This is a genomic window from Mesorhizobium maamorense (genome assembly GCF_044998965.1).
GTDB lineage: Bacteria > Pseudomonadota > Alphaproteobacteria > Rhizobiales > Rhizobiaceae > Mesorhizobium.
Window position 1 is genome coordinate 5,732,159 of record NZ_CP173356.1, and the last position, 22,709, is coordinate 5,754,867.

A 22,709-nucleotide genomic window follows, 5' to 3' on the forward strand; every position below is an offset into this window, starting at 1 on the left:
CCTTCGCCGATCACAAACGTCAAAAAGAGTGTTTCAGCGTCAAAGCTGCCAATCTCCCCGCTTGAGGGGGAGATGTCCGGCAGGACAGAGGGGGGCGTCTTGGCGCCCACTCATCAATTTGGAGGACTGCCGTGGGCTCGCTGAAGATCGAGAATGTGAAGAAGGCCTTCGGCCCGGTCGAGGTGCTGAAGGGCATCGACCTCGAAGTGACGGATGGCGAATTCGTCGTCTTCGTCGGCCCCTCGGGCTGCGGCAAGTCGACTTTGCTGAGGGTGATCGCCGGGCTGGAGGATTCGACCTCGGGCCGGGTGGTCATCGATGGCGCGGATGTCTCGGCCACGCCGCCGGCCAAGCGCGGCATCGCCATGGTGTTCCAGACCTATGCGCTCTATCCGCATCTGACGGTCAAGAACAATATGGGTCTTGGCCTCAAGCAGGCCGGCACGCCGGCGGCCGAGATCGACCGCCGCATCGGCATCGCTTCGTCCATGCTGTCGCTTGAGCCTTATCTGGAAAGGCGTCCCGCCGAACTCTCCGGCGGCCAGCGCCAGCGCGTCGCCATCGGCCGCGCCGTGGTGCGCGAGCCAAAGCTGTTCCTGTTCGACGAGCCGTTGTCCAATCTCGACGCGGCACTGCGCGTCAATACGCGGTTGGAAATCGCGCAGCTGCATCGCCGCCTCAAGGCGACGATGATCTACGTCACCCACGACCAGGTCGAGGCGATGACGCTGGCAGACAAGATCGTGGTGCTCAATGCCGGGAAAATCGAGCAGATCGGCGGACCGATGGAACTCTACAATTCGCCGGCGAACGAATTTGTCGCGGGCTTCATCGGCTCGCCGAAGATGAACTTCATCGACGGCGCCAGGCTTGGGGAAACCGCCAAGAGCATCGGCGTGCGGCCGGAGCATCTGACTGTCGACCCGAAATCCGGCGCCTGGAAAGGCACGGTCGTGCATGCCGAGCACCTCGGCGCCGACACCAATCTCTATCTCGACTGCGAGAAGGCCGGGCTGATCACCGTGCGCATTTTCGGTGTTTATGACGCCGAGCCGGGGGCGACACTTTATGCAACGCCGGATCCGGCGAAGACCTATCGGTTTGGCGCGGATGGGAAGGTGCTGAAGTAGATATGTCGGCGCGTCTTCTTTCCTCTCCCTCCGGAGGGGGAGGTGGCGCCGCGAAGCGGCGACGGAGTGGGGGAAGGCGCTTCTTCCAAGCGCAGTCGCTGAAAAGCAGGCACAACTCAGCGAGGGCTTAGTCTCTCGCCGAGCAGTCGACCCCCACTCCGTCGAGCTTCGCTCGACACCTATCCCCCGATCGACGGGGGAGAGGAAAGGCGCGAAACGGTCTTCTATCCTTCCGGAGCACCAAAAGGAGAAGCGAGAAGTTGCGCTTACTCGTCAGCCCTGAACGTCTGCTTCTGCTGGCCCAACCCTTCGATGCCCAGCTCCACCACGTCGCCAGCCTTCAAGAACACCGGCGGCTTCATGCCCAGGCCGACACCGGGCGGCGTGCCCGTCGAAATGATGTCGCCAGGATGCAGCGACATGAACTGGCTGAGATAGGACACAAGATAGGCGACGCCGTAGACCATGGTCTTCGTCGAGCCGTCCTGCATGGTCTTGCCGTTGACGGTCAGCCACATCTTCAGGTTCTGCGGATCCGAGACCTCGTCCTTGGTCACCAGCCATGGGCCGGTCGGGCCGAACGTGTCGCAGCTCTTGCCCTTGGTCCATTGGCCCTGGCGCTCGGCCTGGAAGGCGCGCTCGGAGACATCGTGCGCGACGCAGTAGCCGGCGACATAATCGAGCGCATCGGCCTGGCTGACATATTTTGCCGTTTTGCCGATGACCACGCCGAGCTCGACCTCCCAGTCGGTCTTTTCCGAGCCGCGCGGGATCAGCACGTCATCGTCCGGTCCGACGATGGCCGAGCTGGCCTTCATGAAGATGATCGGCTCCGGCGGCACGGTGGCGCCGGTCTCGGCGGCGTGATCGGAATAGTTGAGGCCGATGCAGATGAACTTGCCGGTGCCGGCAACGCAGGCGCCGAGCCGCGGCTTGCCGGAAACCGCCGGCAGCGACTTTGCGTCGAGCTTGGACAGCATCTCCAGTGAGGCCGGGTGAAGCGTGGTGCCGGCAATGTCGGCGACATGGGCGGAGAGGTCGCGGATCGTCCCATCCGCATCGAGCAGGCCGGGACGTTCGCTCCCCACCTCGCCATAGCGCAGCAGTTTCATTTAGACCCTTCTCCTGGTTGCGGCCTCGCGGCCTTTTGCAAACTCTTCACCGAAACGAATGGCTCCCGTTGGGGGAAGCCGGCGGACCGTACCACCGGCCTGATCCAGGGCAAGCGCGGACACCATATAGTGATCGCCGGTGAGCGGGATTTTCAGACTCCTCGATCCGGTCAGATCGACCAGCCACCATCGATATTGTAAGCCTGCCCGGATGTGTAGGTGGCGCCGGCCAGATAGACGGCCAGATCGGCGATTTCCTCCGGCGTGCCGAGCCGGCCCATCGGCTGGCGCGCGATGAAGGCGGCGCGCGCGGCTTCGTAATCGCCCTGCGCGTGCATGCGATCCTGCAGCGACGGGCTCTCGACCGTACCGGGGCAGATGGCGTTGCAGCGTATGCCCTTGCCGACATAGTCGGCCGCGACTGCCTTGGTCAGGCCGATCACCGCAGCCTTGGTGACACCATAGGCGAAACGGTTCGGCACGCCCTTCTGCGAGCTCGCCAGCGAGGCCATGTTGATGATCGACCCGTCTGCGCGCTCCAGCATGCCGGGCAGCACGGCGCGGATGGTGCGGATCATGGCGCGGACGTTGAGGTTGAGAGCGAAATCGAGATCGCTGTCCTTCATCTCCAGGATCGAGCCGGAGTGGACGAAACCGGCGCAGTTGAACAGCACGTCGACGCGGCCGATCCCGGCGAAGGCGGTGTTGACCGCCTCGTCATTGAGCACGTCGACCTTGCGTGTCTTGATCCCGGCAGTCTTGGCGAGTTCCGCCAGCAGCGTCTCGTTGATGTCGGTGGCGTGGACCACGGCACCTGCCTTGGCGAAGGCCAGCGCGCTTGCCTTGCCGATGCCTTGCGCCGCTGCCGTGATGACGACGACCTTGCCTGCCAGATCCGCCATGCTGTTCTCCTCCTGGGTTAACTGCCTTTATCGGCGGCCTGCGAAGGCGTCATGTGCCAGTCACAGGCCATGATGTGGCCTGCTCTGTCAGTTCACAGATAAAGATGTTTTTTCTCGTTAAAGAACATAAGTCCTAGCGTCAAGCCCGAACCCGATCTCCATTGTGACAGCAGGCCGGCAGCTTCGGAATCGGCCCAGGTGGGTCGCCATCCTCGGGCTTGTTGCTGCCGTTGCCCGGTCTGTCTCAACGGCGGCTTAGTCGCCGTAGGGCACCCAGACATTCTTCACCTCGACGGCGCGGCGCAGCAAAGCATCGCCAGCGGCTTCTTCCGAGGCCCAGTCGAGGCTACGGCCATTGCCGCTCCAGATACGTTTGAGGTTGCCGACGGACGCGGCCTCCGCCTTGGCGCAGGTCTCGGCATCGGCGAACAGCCAGAGCCCGTCGACATCGTTATGCTTGGCCAGCACGCCGGCAAGCTCCGCACTGCGGCCGGTGACGATGTTGATGGCGCCGGCCGGAACGTCGGAATATTCGATGACCTGATAGAGATCGGTGGCCAGCAACGGATATCGTTCCGATGGCACCGCCACCACCGTGTTGCCCATAGCCAGCGCCGGCGCGACCAGCGAGATAAACCCGAGCAGCGGCTGATTGTCGGGCGCGACGATGCCGACGACGCCAACCGGCTCATGCAATGCCAGCGTCACCGCCCGTGCCGGCGGCTGGTGCACGCGCCCCTCAAACTTGTCGGCAAGTCCGGCATAGAGGAACAACCGCTCGATCGACTGGTCGACCTCCTCGCGTGCCGCCTTGGCGGTCGCGCCCGTGAGCTGGACGAGACGGGCGGCGAACTCCTCCGCCCGGCCGGAGAGGTTTTCCGCCAGATAGTAGAGCACCTGTGAGCGGTTGTAGGCGGTCGCCTCCGGCCATGCCTTGCAGGCTCGCGCAGCTGCGACGGCGTCGCGTATATCCTTGCGGTTGCCGAGCCCAACCTCGCCGGCGAGCTTGCCCTTGGCGGCGGCTATCGCCAGCGAGTAATTGCCGTCCGGCCGCGTCTGCTTCCCCCCGATGAACAGCTTGGCCGTGCGGTCGATTGGTGCGCCATCCGCCTGTTCAACGGGTTGTGCCGAGACTGTCGCCGGCTTGATGACCGGGCCGAGCGGCAGCTTTGCCGTGAGATATTCGAACATGCCTTCGCGCCCGCCCTCGCGGCCGAAACCGCTCTCGCGGTAGCCGCCGAAGCCGCAGGCGGCGTCGAACATATTGGTGCCGTTGACCCAGATCACGCCGGCCTTCAATTGCGGTGCGACGTGCAAAGCGAGGTTGACGTTTTCGCTCCACACCGAAGCGGCAAGGCCATAGCGGGTGTTGTTGGCGAGCTCGATCGCTTCCTCGGTGTTGCGGAACGTCATGGTCGCCAGAACGGGGCCGAACACTTCTTCCTGGGCGAGAATATTAGCCGGCGAAACGCCGGTAGCGAGGGTCGGCAGATGGTAATAGCCGGATGAAGGCAGCGCCGCATCCGGCTGCCAGCAGACCGCCCCCTGTTTTGCGCCCTCGGCAACTAGGCCCTTGACGCGGTCGAGCTGCGTCAGATCGACCAGCGGGCCGATATCGGTGTTCTTGTCCAGTGGGCTGCCGACGCGCAGCCGGCTCATCCTGACCTTGACCTTGGCGATGAATGCGTCGGCGATGCCTTCCTGCACCAGCAGCCGCGAACCGGCGCAGCACACCTGTCCCTGGTTGAACCAGATGCCGTCGACCAGGCCTTCGACGGCGCTGTCGAGATCGGCATCCTCGAACACGATGAAGGCCGACTTGCCGCCAAGCTCCAGCGACAGCTTCTTGCCCGAGCCGGCGGTAGCCTTGCGGATGATCTTGCCGACTTCGGAAGACCCGGTGAAGGCGATCTTCTGGATGCCGGGGTGTTTGACGATGGCCGCACCCGCTTCCGGGCCGCCCTGCACGATGTTGACGACGCCTTTCGGCACGCCGGCGCGTTCGCAGATTTCGGCGAACAGGATGGCTGTCAGCGGCGTGAACTCGGCCGGCTTCAGCACCACCGTGCAGCCGGCGGCAAGTGCCGGCGCGATCTTCCAGGCCAGCATCAAGAGCGGAAAGTTCCACGGGATGATCTGGCCGACGACGCCGACGCCCTTCTGGCCGGGGAAATCCCTGTCCAGCGCCTGCGCCCAGCCGGCATGATGGATGAAGTGGCGGATCGCCAGCGGCACGTCGATGTCGCGGCTCTCGCGGATCGGCTTGCCATTGTCGATCGTCTCAAGCACCGCGAACAGGCGTTGGTGGCGCTGCATGGCGCGGCCGATGGCATAGAGCACTTTGGCCCTGGTATAGCTCGAGGAGGCCGACCATTTCGGCAGCGCCTTGCTGGCCGCCGCGACCGCCGCGTCGATATCGACGGCGCCCGCGTCCGAAACCTTGGCCAGCAGCTTGCCGGAAGAAGGCTCGCTGGTCTCGAAGGTCTTGCCGCCGCCAGCCGCCTTCCAGGTGCCGTCGATGAACAGCGCCTTGGAAAAATCGCGCGCGGCAAGCCAGGCGTCGGCCTCGTTGCGGGCTTCCGGCGCCGGACCGTATTCCATGGCGTGATAGCGTTCGAGAATGTTCATGGGGCCCTCCAGATAATTGCCTCGGCAAGCGCTCTGTCGCGCCCCCCTCTGTCCTGCCGGACATCTCCCCCACAAGGGGGAGATTGGCAGTTTCAGCGTGTCGCTGCCCTTGCGACGTTGAAAATGGACGAAAACAAGGAAGCGCGTGATCTCCCCCCGTGTGGGGGAGATGTCCGGTAGGACAGAGGGGGCGCCGTAGGGCTCCACGTTCGAGCCCTGACTCAAGCCATCGCGTGGCGATGATTGGCCGAATAGTGCCCGGTCAGGTGATGCTCGAGCTGCCGCTCGATGTCTGTCAGCAGGCTCGAGGCGCCGAAGCGGAACAGCTCCGGTTCCAGCCATGGCCGGCCGAGTTCTTCCTTCATCAGCACCAGCCAGTCGAGCGACACCTTGGCGGTAGAAATGCCGCCGGCCGGCTTGAAGCCGATGAGATAGCCGGTCTCCTCGAAATAAGCCCTGATGGCGCGCACCATGGCAAGGCCGACGGGCAGCGTGGCGTTGACGCTTTCCTTGCCGGTCGAGGTCTTGATGAAATCGGCGCCCGCCATCATTGCCACCATAGAGGCCAGCATCACATTACGCAGCGTGGCGAGGTCGCCGGTGCCGAGAATGACCTTCAGATGCGCATCGCCGCAGGCAGCGCGCATCGAGACGATCTCATTGTAGAGCTCGCGCCATTTGGCCCCGAACACCAGGCCGCGCGGGATGACGACGTCGATCTCGTCGGCGCCGTCGCGCACCGAGGCCTCGATCTCCTGGAGGCGGGTCGACAGTGGCGCAAGACCGTGCGGGAAGGCGGTGGAGACGGCGGCGACATGGATGCCGGTGCCGCGCACGGCGTCGACCGCGGTGGCGACGAACGGATGATAGACGCAGACGGCGGCCGGGCGGATGGGTTCGCCCGCAATGCCCAGGCCCTCAGCGATGTCGCGGCGCAGCGGATTGATCGCTTTGGCGCAAAGCCGGCGCACGCGCTCTTCCGTGTCGTTCGAGTTGAGCGTCGTCAGGTCCATGCAGGCTATCGCCCGCAGCAGCCAGGCCGCCTGGTTGTCGGCCTTGATCGAGCGCCGCTTGGTCAGGCTGGCGACGCGCCGTTCCAGCGCCGAGCGGTTGACGCTGCGCACCGACTCCAGAAAGCCGAGGTCGAGCTTCATGCCGGGATTGCGCGCGATGCGATGATCCAGCGGGAGGGCGGTGTTGGCGGCGGCGCGCGCCGGCAGCGGCATCACCTTGGCCTCGGCCTCGCGGATTGTGCTGCTCATCTCCTGCCCTTTCACTCAGCGACTGCGCCTATGTCTTGGTGTGTATCGTCTTCCCAAACCGCTCGGCACTTTTGGGCGACACGCACGAAGATAGCCCGCGAAGCCGCGCTTCACGAGTCCTCAAGCGAGGGTAGCTGAAAAAAGGCCGCGAAAGCAGCTAATTTTTGACCAGAAGGTCAAAAGGTCGATCGCCGGGAAGAGCAGGCCTCAGCCGACGAAGGCGCGCTCGACGACAAAAGTCGAGGGATGGCTGAGCGAGCCTTCCTGGAAACCGAGGCTCTCGGCCATTTCCTTGACGTCCTTCAGCATATGCATCGAGCCGCAGATCATGATGCGGTCGGTCTCGGGATTGAGCTTCTCTATGCCGAGGTCGGCGTAGAATTTGCCGGAGCCGATCAGCGCGGTGATGCGACCCATGCGCGCCGACTCCTCGCGGGTCGTGGAGTTGTAAAGCGTGACACGGCCGCCGGTCAGTTCACCGATCAGCGGGTCGCTTTCGAGCGCCGCCACCAGTTCCTGGCCATAGGTCAGCTCGGCATTGTCACGGCAGGTGTGGGTCAGGATCAGCTGCTCGAATTTTTCATAAGTGTCAGGGTCACGCAGCAGGCTGGCGAAGGGCGCGATGCCGGTGCCGGTGGAGATCATGAACAGCCGCTTGGCCGGCGTCAGCGCGTCGACCACCAGCGTGCCGGTCGACTTCTGGCGCATGATGACGGTGTCGCCGACCTGGATCTTCTGCAACTCCGAGGTCAGGGGGCCGTCCGGTACCTTGATGGAAAAGAATTCCAGCTCTTCGTCCCAGGCCGGGCTGGCCACCGAATAGGCGCGGAACACCGGCTTCTCGGCATTGGGCAGGCCGATCATGACGAATTCGCCGGAACGGAAGCGCAGCGACTGCGGACGGGTGATGCGGAACGAGAACAGCCGGTCGGTGTAGTGCTTCACCGAGACCACGGTTTCGGCATAGACATTGGCTGGAATCGGAAATTGCAGCGGGCGGGCGCCGGCGGTGTTGAACGCGGATGTGGTGTTCATCAAATCCAACCTTCTGGCCCAACTCACGAACGCGGGCGCCAAACCTTATTCCTGCGCGCCCGGACCGTTCAGGTTCCGGCGTGCTGCTCGCACACTCCAAAGCGGTAAGCTCTTGTGTCCGGAATTTATTAGTATACAAACGATATTTGCGTCAAGATGCCGCCGTAAAACACCTTTCCAAACTGTGACATATCCGTAGTCCCAGCATTTCGGGTTTCGACAATGAAAGAGAATTTTTCGGTGCAGCCGCCGGATTCCCTGGGCAGTGTTGTCGCCGGCATCGACGTCGGCGGAACCTTCACCGATCTGCTTCTGATTGATGGCAAGGATGGCGGGCGGGTACATATCGCCAAGACGCCCACGACCGTCGACAACCAAGCCTTCGGCGTCGTTTCGGCGCTCGATACCACCGGCTTTCCGATCGACGGCATCGATCTTATCGTGCATGGCACGACGACAACCACCAACGCGGTGCTCGAACGCCGGCTGGCGAAGACCGGCATGATCACCACGCGCGGCTTTCGCGACGTGATCGAGCTCGGCCGGCGCACGCGGCCGCAGCCCTATGGCATGACCGGCACCTTTGTTCCGGTCATCCCGCGCAACCTGCGGCTCGAAGTGTCCGAGCGCGTCGAGGCGTCGGGAGCGGTACGCATGCCACTCGACGAAGCCGAAATGCGCGAGGCGGTGAAGGCGCTGATCGATGCCGGCTGCGAATCTCTGGTCATCCACTTCCTGCATTCCTACGCTAACCCTTCGCACGAGCGGCGCGCCGCCGAGATCGCCGCCGAACTCTGGCCGAACGACTACATCACCGCGGGTCATGCGCTGCTGTCGGAAGCGCGCGAATTCGAGCGCGGCGTCACCGCCTCGGTCAACGCTTCGGTGCAGCCGATCCTCGAGCGCTATGTCGAGCGGCTGCGCAAGGAACTCGCCGACAAAGGCTACGCCCGCGACTTCCTGATCATGAACGGCAATGGCGGTATGATCTCGGCCCGCTTCGTCACACGTGAATCGGCCAAGACCGTGATGTCCGGCCCGGCCTCGGGCGTCATCGCCGCCGCCTACACGGGCAAGCGCGCCGGCTTCGAAAACCTCGTCACCTACGACATGGGCGGCACCTCGACCGACGTGGCGCTGATCCGCAACGCCGAACCGGCGGTTTCGAACGAGATCGAGATCGAATACGCCATGCCCATCCATGTGCCGATGGTGGCGGTGCACACGGTCGGGGCCGGCGGCGGCTCGATCGCGCGCGTCGACGCGGCAGGCCTGATCCAGATCGGCCCGGAAAGTGCCGGCGCCAATCCAGGCCCGATCTGCTACGGCCGCGGCGGCCTGGAGCCGACCATCACCGACGCCAATCTGGTGCTCGGCCGGCTGGCGTCGAAGAAGCTGCTTGCCGTTGACAATCCGGTCACATCAGAGCGTGTCACCGGCATTTTCGCCGACAGGATCGGCAAGGCGACGGGCTTGTCCGGCGTCGAAGCAGCCGGCGCGGTGCTCAGGCTCGGCAATATGAAGATGGCCGGCGCCATCCGCATGGTGTCGGTGTCGCGCGGTCACGATCCGCGCGATTTCGCGCTGTTCGCCTTCGGCGGCGCCGGCCCGCTGCACGCCACCGCTTTGGCACGCGAACTCGGACTGCCCCGGGTGCTGGTGCCGGCCCGGCCGGGCATCACCAACGCGCTCGGCTGCGTTGTCGCGGACCTGCGCCACGATTTCGTCAACACCATCAACCAGCCGGTAGGCGTTTTTGATGAAAGCCGCCTCCATGAAGTATTGGAACGGCATCGAAACGAAGGCGAGGAGCTGATCGCCAAGGAGGCGGTGAAACCGGAAATCATCCGCGTCAGCCAGTCCGCCGACATGCAGTTCGTCGGGCAGACCCACATCATCAACGTGCCGCTGCCGTCCTCGTCGGTGACCCGGCAGGAGCTGCAGGCGCTGTTCGAAAAGGCCTATTTCGCGCGCTTCAAGGTCGAGCTGCCGGAAATCCGCGCCAATCTGGTCAACTTGAACACCTCGGTGACGGGTGTCAGGCCGGCGATCGATCTGTCGCGGCTGATCGACCCCGCCGGGCGGGCAAAGACACTCGACGAGGCCCGGCGCGAGATCCGGCCGGTCTGGTACAGCGGGCGCTGGCATGACACGCCGGTATACGCACGCGAAGAACTGCCGCTCGATGCGATCATCGAAGGGCCCGCGATCCTCGAACAGATGGACGCTACCACGGTGCTCGAACCCGGCGACCGCGCCCGCTCGGACGCCGACGGCAACATCATCATCGACATCGGCGAGGCCTGAGATGCAAAAGCTCGACGCCATCACGCTCTCGGTCCTCCAGGCAGCCCTGCAGCAGGTCTGCGATGAGATGGACCTGACCTTTTCCCGCGCCGCCTTCTCACCTGTCATCGCCGAGGCCAACGACCGCTCCGACGGCATCTATTCGGCCGTCGACGGCTCGCTGATCGCGCAAGGCAGCCAGGGCTTGCCGGTATTCGTCGGCGTCATGCAATATTCGACCAGGACGGTGATCGAGATGATCGCCGACGGCCGCTGCCTGGCCCCGGAGCCGGGCGATATCTACATCGTCAACGACCCGTATCTCGGCGGCACGCATCTGATGGACGTGCGCTTCGTCATGCCGGCCTACCGAGACGGGAAGATTTTCTGCTGGCTGTCGAACACCGGCCATTGGCCCGACATTGGCGGCTCGGTGCCCGGCGGCTTCTCGGCTTCGGCGACGGCGGTCGAGCAGGAAGGCTTGCGGCTGCCGCCGGTCAAACTGTTCAAGAAAGGCGTACTCGACCCGGAGATCTACGCCATTATCTGTTCGAACATCCGCGTCGCCGACCAGCGCATCGGCGACATCAGGGCGCAGGCTGCCGCACTGCTGATCGGCCAGGATCGGCTCGATGGAATTTTAGATCGTTACGGAGACGAAACTGTTCTCGAGGCGATCGCAGAACTGCGCCGCCGCGCCGCCGAGCAGATGCGCGCCAACATATCGGCCATTCCAGACGGGACCTACTGCTCAAAGGCCTTCGTCGATTCCGACGGCGTGGTCAACGAGCCGCTCACCATCGCGCTCACCGTCGAGAAGAAGGACGACACCCTGACTTTCGATTTCGCCGGCTCGTCAAAACCCTGCGCGGGGCCGATGAACAGCGTGCTGGCGACCACCTTGTCCTCGGTTTATCTCGCCATGCGCCATATCTTCCCCGATGTGCCGATCAGCGCCGGCGCCTTCGAGCCGCTCGAGGTCAAGCGGCCGGAGGGTACCTTCCTGGACGCCAGATATCCGAGGCCCGTCTCGGGCTGCGCCGCGGAGGTTTCGCAGCGCATCGCCGAGGCGGTGTTCGCGGCCATGGTGCAGGCGCTGCCCGACAAGGTAACGGCGGCGCCCGCCGGCTCCAGCGGCAATTTCGCGCTCGGCGGCAACGATCCGGCGCGCGGCCGCGACTATGTCATGTACCAGATCTCCGGCGGCGGCTATGGCGGCAATGCCGGCCATGACGGGCTGACCAATGGCTGCTCGACCATCGGCATTTCCAAGTCGCCGCCGGTCGAGATCATGGAGCAGGCCTTTCCGGTGCTTTACCGTCACTATGCGTTGCGCGAGGGCTCGGGCGGCGCCGGCAAATATCGCGGCGGCTTTGGCCTTGCCTACGAGGTCGAGATCCTGCGTGGAGAAGCCCGCGCCTCCTTCGTCATGGACCATGGCCGCTTCGGCCCGCAAGGCGCGCTCGGCGGCCGGGATGGCGAGCCCAACACGGTGGCCGTCATCCGCGACGGGAAGGAACATGTGCCGCCGCACCTCTCCAAGGAGCAGGACATCGCGCTCAAGGCCGGTGACCGCGTCCGCGTCGGTACGCCGGGTGGTGGCGGCTACGGCAATCCGCGTGAGCGCGATCCGGAACTGGTGGCTCAGGACGTCAGGCTTGGTTATTATACGGCTGAACAGGCCAGGGATTTGTTCGGCGCCGCATGAACTCGCTGGCGCCTTGTTCGACCCGGAGGAGTAAGGCCGCGGCCTGGTCCGGCTTGCTCGGAAATCGTTTTGGCCTCTCCTGCGGGTCCATGATATGATTTGCGAATGAAGTATCTTAATTCAAGAACCGGCCGCTCAGCCAAGACGGGTCATTTCGTGCTGACGAGAGCGCATGGCGAGAAAATCAGCGCTGTCGAAGGTATGAAGTTGTCGTCCCGCATGGCGAAAATACTCAACCATGGTGTGCGGCAAGGGTTGTCCGGTGACGAGCGGCGCTCGCTGATCAAAGAAGAAATCCGCAAAAAGAAATAGGCCGTTGGTCTACGCTGCCGAGTTCGATCCACTCTGCTACCCCGGCACGACCGTGCTTATAAATCTGCTTGATATCCGCGAGCAGGCAGAGCTCGATGAGGCCGAGCTCGCCTTGTTCCTGACTCGCGCGGACGAGCCCCTTCCGGCAGGCGAACTCGACTACCGTCACTATCTCCACCTGCATCGGCACCTGTTCCAAGACGTGTATGCTTGGGCCGGTCAGCCGCGCACCATCCGGATCGGCAAGGGTGGCAGCTGGTTTTGCTATCCCGAGCACATCGCCGGCGAGATGGTTCGGGTGTTCCGTGAACTTGGCGACCCCGACTCCTTGGCAGACCTAGACAGCCTCGGTTTTGCGAGGCACGTGGCCCACATCGTTGCGGAGGTCAATGCCGTTCATCCTTTTCGCGAAGGCAACGGCCGTACCCAACTCACCTTCCTTGCGATGCTTGCTGAACATGCGGGCTTCACATTCAACGCCGATATCCTGGAGCGAGATCGCGTTATTCAGGCGATGATTGACAGCTTCGGTGGTTCCGAGGCGCCGCTTCAAACGCTTATCGAAGACATCATCGCGTAGCTCAGCCGCTCACCCCCTCCGGTCCAGCTTCGCCACCAGCCGGTCGCCCACCCACTGGATGCCGCAGACCAGGATGATCAGCACGATCACCACGGCGATCATCACTGACGTCTCGAACCGCTGGTAGCCGTAGCGGATGGCGAGGTCTCCGAGGCCGCCGGCGCCGATCGCGCCGGCCATGGCGGAGGCGCCGACCAGCGTCACCAGCGTCACGGTGAAGCCCGCGACGATGCCTGGCAGCGCTTCCGGCACCAGCACCTCGCGGATGATCGTCCAGCGGTTGCCGCCCATGGCGCGCGCCGCCTCGATCAGGCCATGGTCGACCTCGCGCAGCGACACTTCGGCGATGCGCGCGTAGTAGGGCGTGGCGGCGATCGACAGCGGCACGATCGCCGCCCAGGTGCCGATCGAGGTACCGACGATCAGCCGCGTCACCGGGATCAGCGCCACCAAAAGGATGATGAACGGCACCGACCGGAAGCCGTTGATGACTGCGCCGAGCACGCGGTTGACCCACAGGCTTTCGGCGATGCCGCCGCGTTCGGTGGCGATCAAGGCGAGACCAAGCGGCAGGCCGAAAACCAGCGAGATGAGGCCGGAAGCGGCCGTCATCAGCACCGTCTCCCAGATCGACCGCAGCAGAAGCTCAAACAGGATCGGCGACATGGCCAAGCACCTCCACCCGCGCCTCGCGCGATTTCAGGAATGCGATCACTCGCGCGAGATGGCTTGCATCGCTGCCGGGGACAGACAGGAACAGTGTGCCCACCGGCTGCTGCTGGATATGGTCGATGCCGCCATGGACGAGGCGGAACGTGCCAGGCACGAGCGTCGCGAGATCGGACAAGAGCGGGCTTTGCGCGGCCTCCCCGGCCACATCCACGCGCAGGATCGTCTCCGCGCCGGTCGCGGGCAGCAGCCGGGCCGAGAGCTCGGCCGGCAATTGCGGCCGGATGGCGCCAAGCAGGCTTTTCGTAATGTCCGAGCGCGGCTCGGCAAATACCGACCAGACCGGGCCTTGCTCGACGAAGCGCCCGGCGTCGATCACCGCCACGCGGTCGGCGATCGAGCGGATCACTTCCATCTCATGGGTGATCAAAAGGATGGTCAGGCCAAGCTGCCGGTTGATGTCTCTCAGCAAGGCGAGAATGGACCGCGTCGTCTCCGGGTCAAGCGCGGAGGTGGCTTCATCCGACAACAGCAGCGCCGGCCGCGCGGCCAGCGCCCTGGCGATGCCGACGCGCTGCTTCTGCCCGCCCGACAGCGATGCCGGATACGCCTTTGCCTTCTCCGACAGGCCGACCAGTTCAAGCAGTTCGGCGGCGCGGCGCAGCCGCTCCGCCTTCGGGCGGCCTTCGATCTTGAGCGGCAGCGCCACATTGTCCTCGACGGTCTTGGCCGACAAAAGGTTGAAATGCTGGAAGATCATGCCGATGCGCCGCCGCAGCGGCTGCAGGTCGCGCTCGCCGAGCCGGCTGATCTCGCGGCCTTCGATGAAGACTTCACCGGAATCCGGCCGCTCCAGTCCGTTCAGGCAGCGGATCAGCGTCGATTTGCCGGCGCCGCTGCGTCCGATGATGCCGAGGATCTCCCCCTTGCGCGCCGTCAGCGAAATGCCGTCGAGTGCCGCCGTCGCGCCGAAGCGGCGCTTCAGGTCGACGAGCCGCACCACGTCTTGCGGCGGTGGGCCTGTGCCCTCCACGGCTTCTGCGGTTGCTGAGAAATGCTGGTTCATGCGCGGATCCCGAAATACGATCGCGGCCCGCGCATCGCGCGGACCGCCTTCATGTCAAATGCCCTAACAGCCTCAATAGGCGCTGAGGCCGGTGCCCTTGTAGACCTTGTCGAACTCGGCTTTCACCGCCTCGTTCTGGTAGGAGGCGACCAGCGTCTTCACCCAGGGCTCGTTCTCATTGCCAACCTTGACCGCGATGAAGTTGCGGTAGGGGTTGTCGGCGATAGGCTCCTGCGCGATACGGTTTTCCGGTGTCAGGCCGCTCTTCAGCGCCCAGTCGGTGTTGACCACGGCGGCATCGAGATCCTCGACGGAGCGGCCGACAATGCCGGCGTCAAGCTCCTTGATCTCGACCTTCTTCGGGTTTTCGGCGATGTCGGCGGTGGTGGCGAGAATGCCGGTGCCGTCCTTCAGTTTAATCACGCCCTCGTTCTGCAGCACGCGCAGCGCCCGGCCTTCATTGGAGGGATCGTTCGGCACGCCGATCACCGCGCCCTCGGGCAGGTCGGCGATCTTCGTATATTTCTTGGAGTAGAGGCCGATCGGCCAGACGCCGGTATAGCCGACGCGCACGATGTGGTAGCCTTGTGTCTTGATCTGGTTGTCGAGATAGGGCTGGTGCTGGAAGGCATTGGCGTCGATCTCGCCGCGTTCCAGCGCCTCGTTGGGCTGGGTGTAATCGTTGAACACCACGGTCTCGATGCTGAAGCCCTTTTGCGCCGCCTGGGCGACGACGACGCGCCAGACATCCTCGTCCTCGCCGCTGATGATGCCGACCTTGATCGCCTTCTTGTCCTCGGCGAACGAAGCGCTGGGCGCAATCAGCCCGGCGGCCGCGACCGCCGAAGCGAAAAGCAAGCCAAGACCCGCGCGGCGGTTGAAATATGACGAGAGGGAAGACGACAAGGTGTTCCTGAAATCGGACATGATGGATTCTCTGCGGTTGCGAAGTCACAAGCCCGGCGGAACGCCAAGCCTTGTCCAGATCATCAGAAACTCTAGGGATATTATCAAAGAACCGCGTTCCCCGGTTCGCCCGGAAGCCCGGAATATTCTCTCAAAATTTTCTGGACGGCGAGCACGCCAGCCTAGCCGCCGCGCCGAGCGGGCCACAGCGCTGCCGTTGAGCTGACGAACGCACTTTTCCGTAGTGTCTCAATTTGAGATCTGGCCGGTCTGCTGGCGCATTCCGCTCTGAATCCCTATATGGCTAGAGGAAAGCACAGGAGATTTCATGATAGCCAAATACACAACCGCTGAAGAGATGGCTCAAACCGTTGGCGTTGAGCCGACCGCATTCCGTGAAGCGCTACGCAGTGCTAAGTACCCCCGAAAACGCGCCACTGACTGGGAAGTGACAATCGGCGGTCCGGCGTACTCGGGAATGCGTACCATCCTAGCGTCTCTTCTACGGCGCAAGGCGGCCTGATTCCGACCGGTCCAGAAGGCCAACACGTTCGCGCCGCTTCCGAACGTGACCGTATCGAGACACTTGCGGAACTAGAGAGACTTATCTCTTAACCGACCAACGTTTGTCAGTCGCCTTCCTGGCGATCTCGGCGCGCCGCGGTGGGGTCCTTGCCGTCGTCAATCACGTCGTGGGCTTTCTTCGCTTGTGAGAGGATCCTCTGGTCGAAGGGGTTCATAGAACCTTCCCATCGCTAGGTCGAAGCTTCCTGCCCAATCGCCTTGCGGCCCAAGCCCTAATTTCAAACTCGGACAGATCGCACTTTCCCGCTTGACTGGGCGGTGGCACGGAATAGTTTAGGCTGAAAATACCGGCCCTGGTCGCCGGGCGGCAAGAATGCCTCGTATGCCTCGCCCTCCGGCGGTGGCTGCGGGGCATCGTTATTTTTGGGGATCTGTTTGAAACGGCGTATCGAGATCGGCATCCTCTATTCCCGCTCGGGAAGCTACCAGCTCGTCTCCGATGCGTGCCGGATGGGTGCCATGCGCGCCATCGCCGACATCAATGCCGACCGCGGCTCGGATATCGAACTGGTGCCGGTCGAGCGCGACCCGCAAAGCAATGCCGATCGCTATGCGACGCTCTGCGAGGACATCTTCAAGACCAGCAGCGCCCGCCATGTCGTCGGCTGCGTCACCTCCTGGAGCCGCAAGGAGACCATTCCGGTGCTGGAGAAAGCCGGCGGCATGCTCTGGTACGCCTGCCCCTATGAAGGCTTCGAGGCCAACGAGCACGTCGTCTACATGCACGCTTGCCCAAACCAGCATCTGGTGCCGCTGATGGCCCATGTCGTGCCCCGCTTCGGCGCCAACGGCTTCCTGCTCGGCTCGAACTACATCTGGGGCTGGGAGATGAACCGCGTGGCGCGCGACCTGATCGCGGACGCCGGCGGCAAGGTGCTGGGCGAGCGCTATCTGCGCATCGGCGAGACCGACGTGTCGCGGCTGATCGCCGAGATCCGGGCGACGCGGCCGAACTTCGTCCTCAACAATCTGATCGGCACCTCCTCCTACGCCTTCCTGGCGGCCTACCGCGACTTGGGCGTTGAGGACCCGGCCTTCAGCCCCGAGGTGTGCCCGGTCATCTCCTGCAACCTCACCGAGGGTGAGCTGCCGGCGATCGGCGAAACCGGCAAAGGGCATTTGTCGGTCGGGCCGTATTTCGCGCCTCGCCCGGCGGCCTTCGCCTCGTCCTTCGAGGCCTCCGCCTATGCCTCCGTGCAAGTGATGGCCGACGTGCTCTCGCGTGATCCCGATGCCGGTCCGGCGGAATTTTCCAAGGCCTTCGCCGAACGGCGCTTCTCCACCCGGCTCGGCCCGATCGCCATCGACGCTCATTCCCAGCACGCAACGCTGCCGGTGATCATCGGCCGGATCGCCGACGGCTTCTTCGAGGTCGTCAGCCGGCATCACGAGGTCGCGCCCGATCCTTACCTGTCACGCTACGACCCCGCCACGACATTCGGCCGGCCGCGCCTGAGGGTGGTGTCGTGACCAGGCCATCGCGCATCCCGAATCTCGGCGGCGCCAGGGCATTCATCCTGCATCGCCCGCACCCGACCGTGCAGGCCATCACCAGGCAGTTGTCCGCCATCGGCCTGGTCACCGTCGACTGCTGGCCCGAACTGCCGCCTGAAGCGCTGGCCGCCGATTTCGTGTTCTTCGACGCCGATCTCGGTTTCGACGAGCAATTCCCGTGGAAGGCCGGCGAGGCGCCGATGCCGCTGGTGGCGCTGATCGGTTCGGAGGCGCCCGGCCGCATCGAATGGGCGCTCTCGCACAAGGCCGATGCGCAGCTCCTGAAGCCGGTCGGCACCGCCGGCGTCTACAGCGCGCTGCTGATCGCAAGGCAGAGTTTCGAGGCGCGAAAACATTTGGCCGGCGAGATCGCCTCGTTGCGCCAGCGTGTCGCGGAGCGCCAGACCATCGTGCGCGCGGTCGCGGCACTCTCGAAAGGCACCGATGACGATCGCGCCTATGCGCAGCTGCGCTCGCTGGCGATGAATTGGCAGATCAGTGTCGAGGATGCGGCGCGCCGCATCGTGGCGATGACGAGTGACGAAATAACGGGCGAGGAAGGCGGCGATGACCAGTCCTATCGCGCCTGATCTTCCGGCGGCCGCACGCATGCCGGTCAAGCCGCGCGCCGGCGTCTGGCGCCGGCTGGTCAAACGCCGCCTGGCGCTGCTCGGTCTGTTCATCGTCGCCATCGTCCTTGCCGGCGCGATCCTCGCGCCATGGCTGACCGGCTATGACCCGAATGAGCAGATGTTCGATGGGCTGACGCTGGAAGGCTCGCCCTTGCCGCCCGACGCAAAATTCTGGCTGGGCACCGACCTGCTCGGCCGTGACCTGTTGACCCGCATCCTCTACGGCGCCCGCACCTCGCTGATCATCGGCATCGCCGCCAACGGCGTGGCGCTGTTGATCGGCACGCTGGTCGGCGTCACGGCGGGTTATTTCCGCGGCTGGATCGGCAGTGCTCTCATGCGCTTCACCGATCTGATGATGGCGTTTCCGGCACTGCTGCTCGCCATTTGTCTCGCGGCGGTGTTCGAACCAAGTCTCTGGATCGTCGCTCTGGTGATCGCACTGGTCAACTGGGTGCAGACCGCGCGCGTCATCTACACCGAAACCTCTTCGCTCGCCGAACGCGAGTTCATCGACGCCGAACGCACCATCGGGGCGAGCGCGCCGCGCATCCTGTTTCGCCACATCCTGCCGCATCTCCTGCCCACCATCATCGTTTGGGGCACGCTCGGCATCTCCACCACGGTGCTGCTGGAAGCGACGCTCTCCTTCCTGGGCATCGGCGTGCAGCCGCCGACGGCCTCCTGGGGCAACATCATCTTCGAGAACCAGACCTACTTCCAGGCGGCGCCCTGGCTGGTGTTCTTCCCGGGTGCGGCGATCCTGGCGCTGGCGCTGGCCTTCAACCTGATCGGCGACGCGCTGCGCGACATCCTCGATCCGACGCAAAGGGGCCGCGCATGATCGCCTATCTCGGCCGCCGCCTGATCCAGTCGCTGCTCATCCTGCTCGGCGTCTCGCTTATCACCTTCGCGCTGCTTTATTTGCTGCCTGCCGACCCGGTGCGCCAGATCGCCGGCCGCAGCGCCACGCCGCAGACGGTCGAGAACATCCGCCAGCAGCTCGGCCTCGACCAGCCCTTCGTCGTCCAGTACTGGCACTATCTCACGAAGCTCGCCAGCGGCGATCTCGGCCGCTCCTACATCCAGCGCTCCGAGGTCACCGAGCTTATCGTCTCGCGGCTGCCGGCTAGCCTGCTCCTGATGGTCGGCGCCATCCTGTGCGAATTGCTGATCGGGCTCAGCATGGGCCTGATCGCCGCCGTCAAGCGCGGCACCGCCACCGACCAGACGCTGATGGTCGCCTCCTTCGTCGGCGTCTCGGCGCCGCAATTCGTCGTCGGCCTGCTTTTGCTCTACGTGTTCGCCGTGCGGCTGGGCTGGTTCCCGATCGGCGGCTACGGCACCTGGCGCCATCTGGTGCTGCCCTCGCTAACCATGGGCATACTCGGCGCCGGCTGGTACGCGCGCATGATGCGCTCCTCGATGATCGACGTGCTCCGCCAGGATTATGTGCGCACCGCGCGCGCCAAGGGCCTGGCGCGCCGCGCCATCCTGTTCCGCCATGCGCTCCCCAACGCCATCCTGCCGGTCATCGCCATGATCGGCATCGACATCGGCATCTTCATGGGCGGCATCGTGGTGGTCGAAAGCGTGTTCGGCTGGCCAGGCATCGGCCAGCTCGCCTGGCAGGCGATCCAGCGCGTCGACATTCCGATCATCATGGGCGTCACGCTGGTGTCGGCCTTCGCCATCGTGCTCGGCAATCTCTTGGCCGACATCATCGCCCCGTTCATCGATCCCCGCATCAAGCTCAGATGAAACCAGAAAACCAACAGAGAAAGGGAACATAACAATGAAAAAGCTTCTCGCATCAACCGTGGCCGCATCGGCGCTGGCGCTGATGCTCGGCATGACCAGCGCCCGCGCCGAGGACACTATCGATCCCAACGCCAAGCAGGGCGGCGCCATCACCATCACCTACAAGGACGATGTCGCGACCCTCGATCCGGCGATCGGCTATGACTGGCAGAACTGGTCGATGATCAAGAGCCTGTTCGACGGGCTGATGGACTACGAGCCGGGCACCACCAATCTCAAGCCCGACCTCGCCGAAAGCTACGAGATTTCGCCCGACGGCAAGACCTTCACCTTCAAGCTGCGCCATGGTGTGAAATTCCACAATGGCCGCGAGATGATCGCCGACGACGTGAAATACTCGCTCGACCGCGTCACCAATCCGAAGACGCAGAGCCCCGGCGCCGGCTTCTTCGGCTCGATCAAGGGCTATGACGATGTCGCCGCCGGCAAGGCCGAAAGCCTGTCCGGCGTCACCGTCGTCGATCCCTATACCGTCAAGTTCGAGCTGACCCGGCCCGACGCCACCTTCCTGCATGTCATGGCCATCAACTTCTCGCATGTCGTGCCGAAGGAAGAGGTCGAGAAATACGGCGCCGATTTCGGCAAGCATCCGGTCGGCACCGGCGCCTTCAAGCTCGCCGAGTGGACGCTCGGCCAGCGCATCGTCTTCGAGCGCAACGCGGACTACTGGCACAAGGGACTGCCGCATTTGGACAAGATCACCTTCGAGATCGGCCAAGAGCCGATCGTGGCGCTGCTGCGCCTTCAGAAGGGCGAGATCGACGTGCCCGGCGACGGCATTCCGCCGGCCAAGTTCCAGGAGGTGATGGCCGATCCCGAGCAGAAGGCGCGCGTCGTGGAGGGCGGGCAGCTGCACACCGGCTATGTCACCATGAACACCACCATGGCGCCGTTCGACAATGTGAAGGTGCGCCAGGCGGTTAATATGGCGATCAACAAGGCGCGCGTCGTCCAGATCATCAACAACCGTGCCGTGCCGGCCAACCAGCCGCTGCCGCCCTCGATGCCGGGCTACGACAAGGCGTACAAGGGTTATCCCTATGACGTCGCCAAGGCCAAGGCGCTGCTGGCCGAAGCCGGCCATCCCGACGGCTTCGAGACGCAGCTTTTCGCCATGAACACCGATCCCAATCCGCGCATCGCGCAGGCGATCCAGCAGGACTTGGCGGCGATCGGCATCAAGGCCAGCATCCAGTCGCTCGCCCAGGCAAACGTCATCGCCGCCGGCGGCGACAAGGCCGGCGCGCCGATGATCTGGTCGGGCGGCATGGCCTGGATCGCCGACTTCCCGGACCCATCGAACTTTTACGGTCCGATCCTCGGCTGCGCCGGCGCGGTGCCTGGCGGCTGGAACTGGTCGTGGTATTGCAACAAGGACCTCGACGCCAAGGCGGCCGAGGCCGACTCGGTGGTCGACCCAGCCAAATCAGGCGAGCGCGACAAGATGTGGAGCGCCATCTACGACAAGGTGATGGAGGACGCGCCCTGGGCGCCGGTCTTCAGCGAGCAGCGCTTTACCATGAAGTCCGCGCGCATGGGCGGCGCCGACAACCTCTATGTCGACCCGGTCCATATCCCGATCAACTACGACAACGTGTACGTAAAAGATGTGCAATAACTGCGACTACACCATCCACGGACGCCATCACCATTTCGGCTGGGACAATTCCTTTGCCCCGGCGCAGCGCGTGGCGCCCGGCTCGACCATCGAGTTTCAGTGCCTCGATTCCTCCGGTGGCCAGCTCAAGCCCGACAGCACCGTCGCCGACATCGCCAAGCTCGACTTCGCCGGGATCAACCCTGTCACCGGGCCGATTTTCGTCGAGGGCGCCGAGCCGGGCGACGCGCTGAAGGTGACGATCGAGATGTTCAAACCGTCCGGCTTCGGCTGGACGGCGAACATTCCAGGTTTCGGCCTGCTCGCCGACGACTTCAAGCAGCCGGCGCTCAACATCTGGAAATACGATGCCGCCTCGCTGGAGCCGGCCTTGTTCGGCAAGAACGGCCGCGTGCCGCTGAAACCCTTCGCCGGCACCATCGGCAACGCGCCGGGCGAAATGGGCCATCACTCGGTGGTGCCGCCCCGCCGCGTCGGCGGCAACCTGGACATTCGCGACCTCGCCGCCGGCACAACGCTCTATCTGCCGGTGGAGGTGGCCGGCGCGCTGTTTTCGGTCGGCGACACGCATGCCGCGCAGGGCGATGGCGAGGTCTGCGGCACGGCGATCGAAAGCCCGATGGACGTCGTGCTCAAGCTCGACCTTGTCAAGGACGCCAGGCTGAAGATGCCGCGCTTCACCACGCCCGGCCCGGTGACGCGCCACCTCGACACCAAGGGTTACGAGGTGACCACGGGCATCGGCCCGGACCTGATGACCGGCGCGAAAGAGGCGGTCGCCCAGATGATCGACCTGCTCGCCGGCCGTTACCAGATCGATCCGGTCGAGGCCTATATGCTGGCCTCGGTCTGTGGCGATCTCAGGATCAGCGAGATCGTCGACATGCCGAACTGGGTGGTGTCGTTCTACTTCCCGCGCTGCGTGTTCGAATGATGTTCGGTCGGCGCTGCACCCCCACCCCG

At 64.2% G+C, this 22,709-nt stretch carries 19 protein-coding genes; 11 read left to right on the forward strand and 8 right to left on the reverse strand.

The window, feature by feature from the left end; all coding sequences use genetic code 11:
- The first annotated feature begins 131 nt into the window (after positions 1–131).
- Positions 132–1,130, forward strand: a complete 999-nt coding sequence (locus ACIU1A_RS28655) for an ABC transporter ATP-binding protein (RefSeq protein ID WP_140491591.1) — start codon at positions 132–134, stop codon at positions 1,128–1,130.
- A 266-nt stretch (positions 1,131–1,396) separates the two neighbouring features.
- Here ACIU1A_RS28655 and ACIU1A_RS28660 read toward each other — a convergent pair whose 3' ends face one another.
- From ACIU1A_RS28660 to ACIU1A_RS28680, 5 genes are all read right to left on the reverse strand, one after another.
- On the reverse strand, positions 1,397–2,242 hold the full coding sequence (locus ACIU1A_RS28660; protein WP_404925849.1) for a fumarylacetoacetate hydrolase family protein: 846 nt from the start codon (positions 2,240–2,242) through the stop codon (positions 1,397–1,399).
- A 170-nt stretch (positions 2,243–2,412) separates the two neighbouring features.
- Positions 2,413–3,144 (reverse strand): SDR family oxidoreductase, encoded by a 732-nt coding sequence (locus ACIU1A_RS28665; protein ID WP_140625250.1) that lies wholly within the window; start codon positions 3,142–3,144, stop codon positions 2,413–2,415.
- A 255-nt stretch (positions 3,145–3,399) separates the two neighbouring features.
- Complete coding sequence (locus ACIU1A_RS28670) at positions 3,400–5,772, reverse strand: aldehyde dehydrogenase family protein (protein ID WP_404925850.1); 2,373 nt, start codon at positions 5,770–5,772, stop codon at positions 3,400–3,402.
- 221 nt (positions 5,773–5,993) lie between these two features.
- Positions 5,994–7,034: a deoxyribose-phosphate aldolase gene (gene deoC, locus ACIU1A_RS28675; protein WP_140662495.1), complete on the reverse strand. Its 1,041-nt coding sequence runs from the start codon at positions 7,032–7,034 to the stop codon at positions 5,994–5,996.
- Positions 7,035–7,241: 207 nt separating this feature from the next.
- Positions 7,242–8,069 carry a ferredoxin--NADP reductase gene (locus tag ACIU1A_RS28680; RefSeq protein WP_140514230.1) on the reverse strand — a complete coding sequence of 276 codons (828 nt, stop codon included), beginning with the start codon at positions 8,067–8,069 and terminating at the stop codon, positions 7,242–7,244.
- Between the two features lie 222 nt (positions 8,070–8,291).
- Here ACIU1A_RS28680 and ACIU1A_RS28685 point away from each other — a divergent pair, with 222 nt between their 5' ends.
- The 4 genes from ACIU1A_RS28685 to ACIU1A_RS28700 all read left to right on the forward strand — a co-directional run bounded on the left by ACIU1A_RS28685 (position 8,292) and on the right by ACIU1A_RS28700 (position 12,955).
- On the forward strand, positions 8,292–10,376 hold the full coding sequence (locus ACIU1A_RS28685; RefSeq protein WP_404925851.1) for a hydantoinase/oxoprolinase family protein: 2,085 nt from the start codon (positions 8,292–8,294) through the stop codon (positions 10,374–10,376).
- Position 10,377: 1 nt separating this feature from the next.
- On the forward strand, positions 10,378–12,063 hold the full coding sequence (locus ACIU1A_RS28690; protein WP_404925852.1) for a hydantoinase B/oxoprolinase family protein: 1,686 nt from the start codon (positions 10,378–10,380) through the stop codon (positions 12,061–12,063).
- 105 nt (positions 12,064–12,168) lie between these two features.
- Positions 12,169–12,375, forward strand: a complete 207-nt coding sequence (locus ACIU1A_RS28695; RefSeq protein WP_140514236.1) for a hypothetical protein — start codon at positions 12,169–12,171, stop codon at positions 12,373–12,375.
- A 4-nt stretch (positions 12,376–12,379) separates the two neighbouring features.
- Positions 12,380–12,955, forward strand: a complete 576-nt coding sequence (locus tag ACIU1A_RS28700; RefSeq protein ID WP_404925853.1) for a Fic/DOC family protein — start codon at positions 12,380–12,382, stop codon at positions 12,953–12,955.
- Between the two features lie 9 nt (positions 12,956–12,964).
- On the opposite strand, the gene ACIU1A_RS28705 is transcribed toward ACIU1A_RS28700, so the two are convergent.
- The 3 genes from ACIU1A_RS28705 to ACIU1A_RS28715 form a co-directional block, all read right to left on the reverse strand.
- Entirely contained in the window at positions 12,965–13,621 is a 657-nt protein-coding gene (locus tag ACIU1A_RS28705; protein ID WP_140491569.1) for a methionine ABC transporter permease, read from the reverse strand.
- Positions 13,602–14,690: a methionine ABC transporter ATP-binding protein gene (locus ACIU1A_RS28710; protein ID WP_404925854.1), complete on the reverse strand. Its 1,089-nt coding sequence runs from the start codon at positions 14,688–14,690 to the stop codon at positions 13,602–13,604. Before ACIU1A_RS28710 ends, ACIU1A_RS28705 begins: the two co-directional genes overlap by 20 nt.
- 72 nt (positions 14,691–14,762) lie before the next feature.
- A complete protein-coding gene (locus tag ACIU1A_RS28715; RefSeq protein WP_404925855.1) occupies positions 14,763–15,617 on the reverse strand; it encodes a MetQ/NlpA family lipoprotein in 855 nt (284 codons plus the stop codon).
- Between the two features lie 939 nt (positions 15,618–16,556).
- Here ACIU1A_RS28715 and ACIU1A_RS28720 point away from each other — a divergent pair.
- The 6 genes from ACIU1A_RS28720 to ACIU1A_RS28745 are packed head-to-tail and all read left to right on the forward strand — an operon-like array spanning position 16,557 to position 22,680.
- The gene (locus tag ACIU1A_RS28720) at positions 16,557–17,651 is read left to right on the forward strand and encodes a transporter substrate-binding protein (RefSeq protein WP_404925856.1); all 1,095 of its coding nucleotides are present in this window, start codon (positions 16,557–16,559) and stop codon (positions 17,649–17,651) included.
- On the forward strand, positions 17,648–18,265 hold the full coding sequence (locus tag ACIU1A_RS28725; RefSeq protein WP_404925857.1) for an ANTAR domain-containing response regulator: 618 nt from the start codon (positions 17,648–17,650) through the stop codon (positions 18,263–18,265). The genes ACIU1A_RS28720 and ACIU1A_RS28725 overlap by 4 nt, the downstream gene beginning before the upstream one ends.
- Positions 18,243–19,151 (forward strand): ABC transporter permease, encoded by a 909-nt coding sequence (locus tag ACIU1A_RS28730; RefSeq protein ID WP_140673712.1) that lies wholly within the window; start codon positions 18,243–18,245, stop codon positions 19,149–19,151. Before ACIU1A_RS28725 ends, ACIU1A_RS28730 begins: the two co-directional genes overlap by 23 nt.
- Entirely contained in the window at positions 19,148–20,068 is a 921-nt protein-coding gene (locus ACIU1A_RS28735; protein WP_140491557.1) for an ABC transporter permease, read from the forward strand. The genes ACIU1A_RS28730 and ACIU1A_RS28735 overlap by 4 nt, the downstream gene beginning before the upstream one ends.
- 34 nt (positions 20,069–20,102) lie before the next feature.
- The gene (locus ACIU1A_RS28740) at positions 20,103–21,746 is read left to right on the forward strand and encodes an ABC transporter substrate-binding protein (RefSeq protein WP_404925858.1); all 1,644 of its coding nucleotides are present in this window, start codon (positions 20,103–20,105) and stop codon (positions 21,744–21,746) included.
- Positions 21,736–22,680: an acetamidase/formamidase family protein gene (locus ACIU1A_RS28745; RefSeq protein ID WP_140491553.1), complete on the forward strand. Its 945-nt coding sequence runs from the start codon at positions 21,736–21,738 to the stop codon at positions 22,678–22,680. Before ACIU1A_RS28740 ends, ACIU1A_RS28745 begins: the two co-directional genes overlap by 11 nt.
- Positions 22,681–22,709 lie beyond the last annotated feature (29 nt).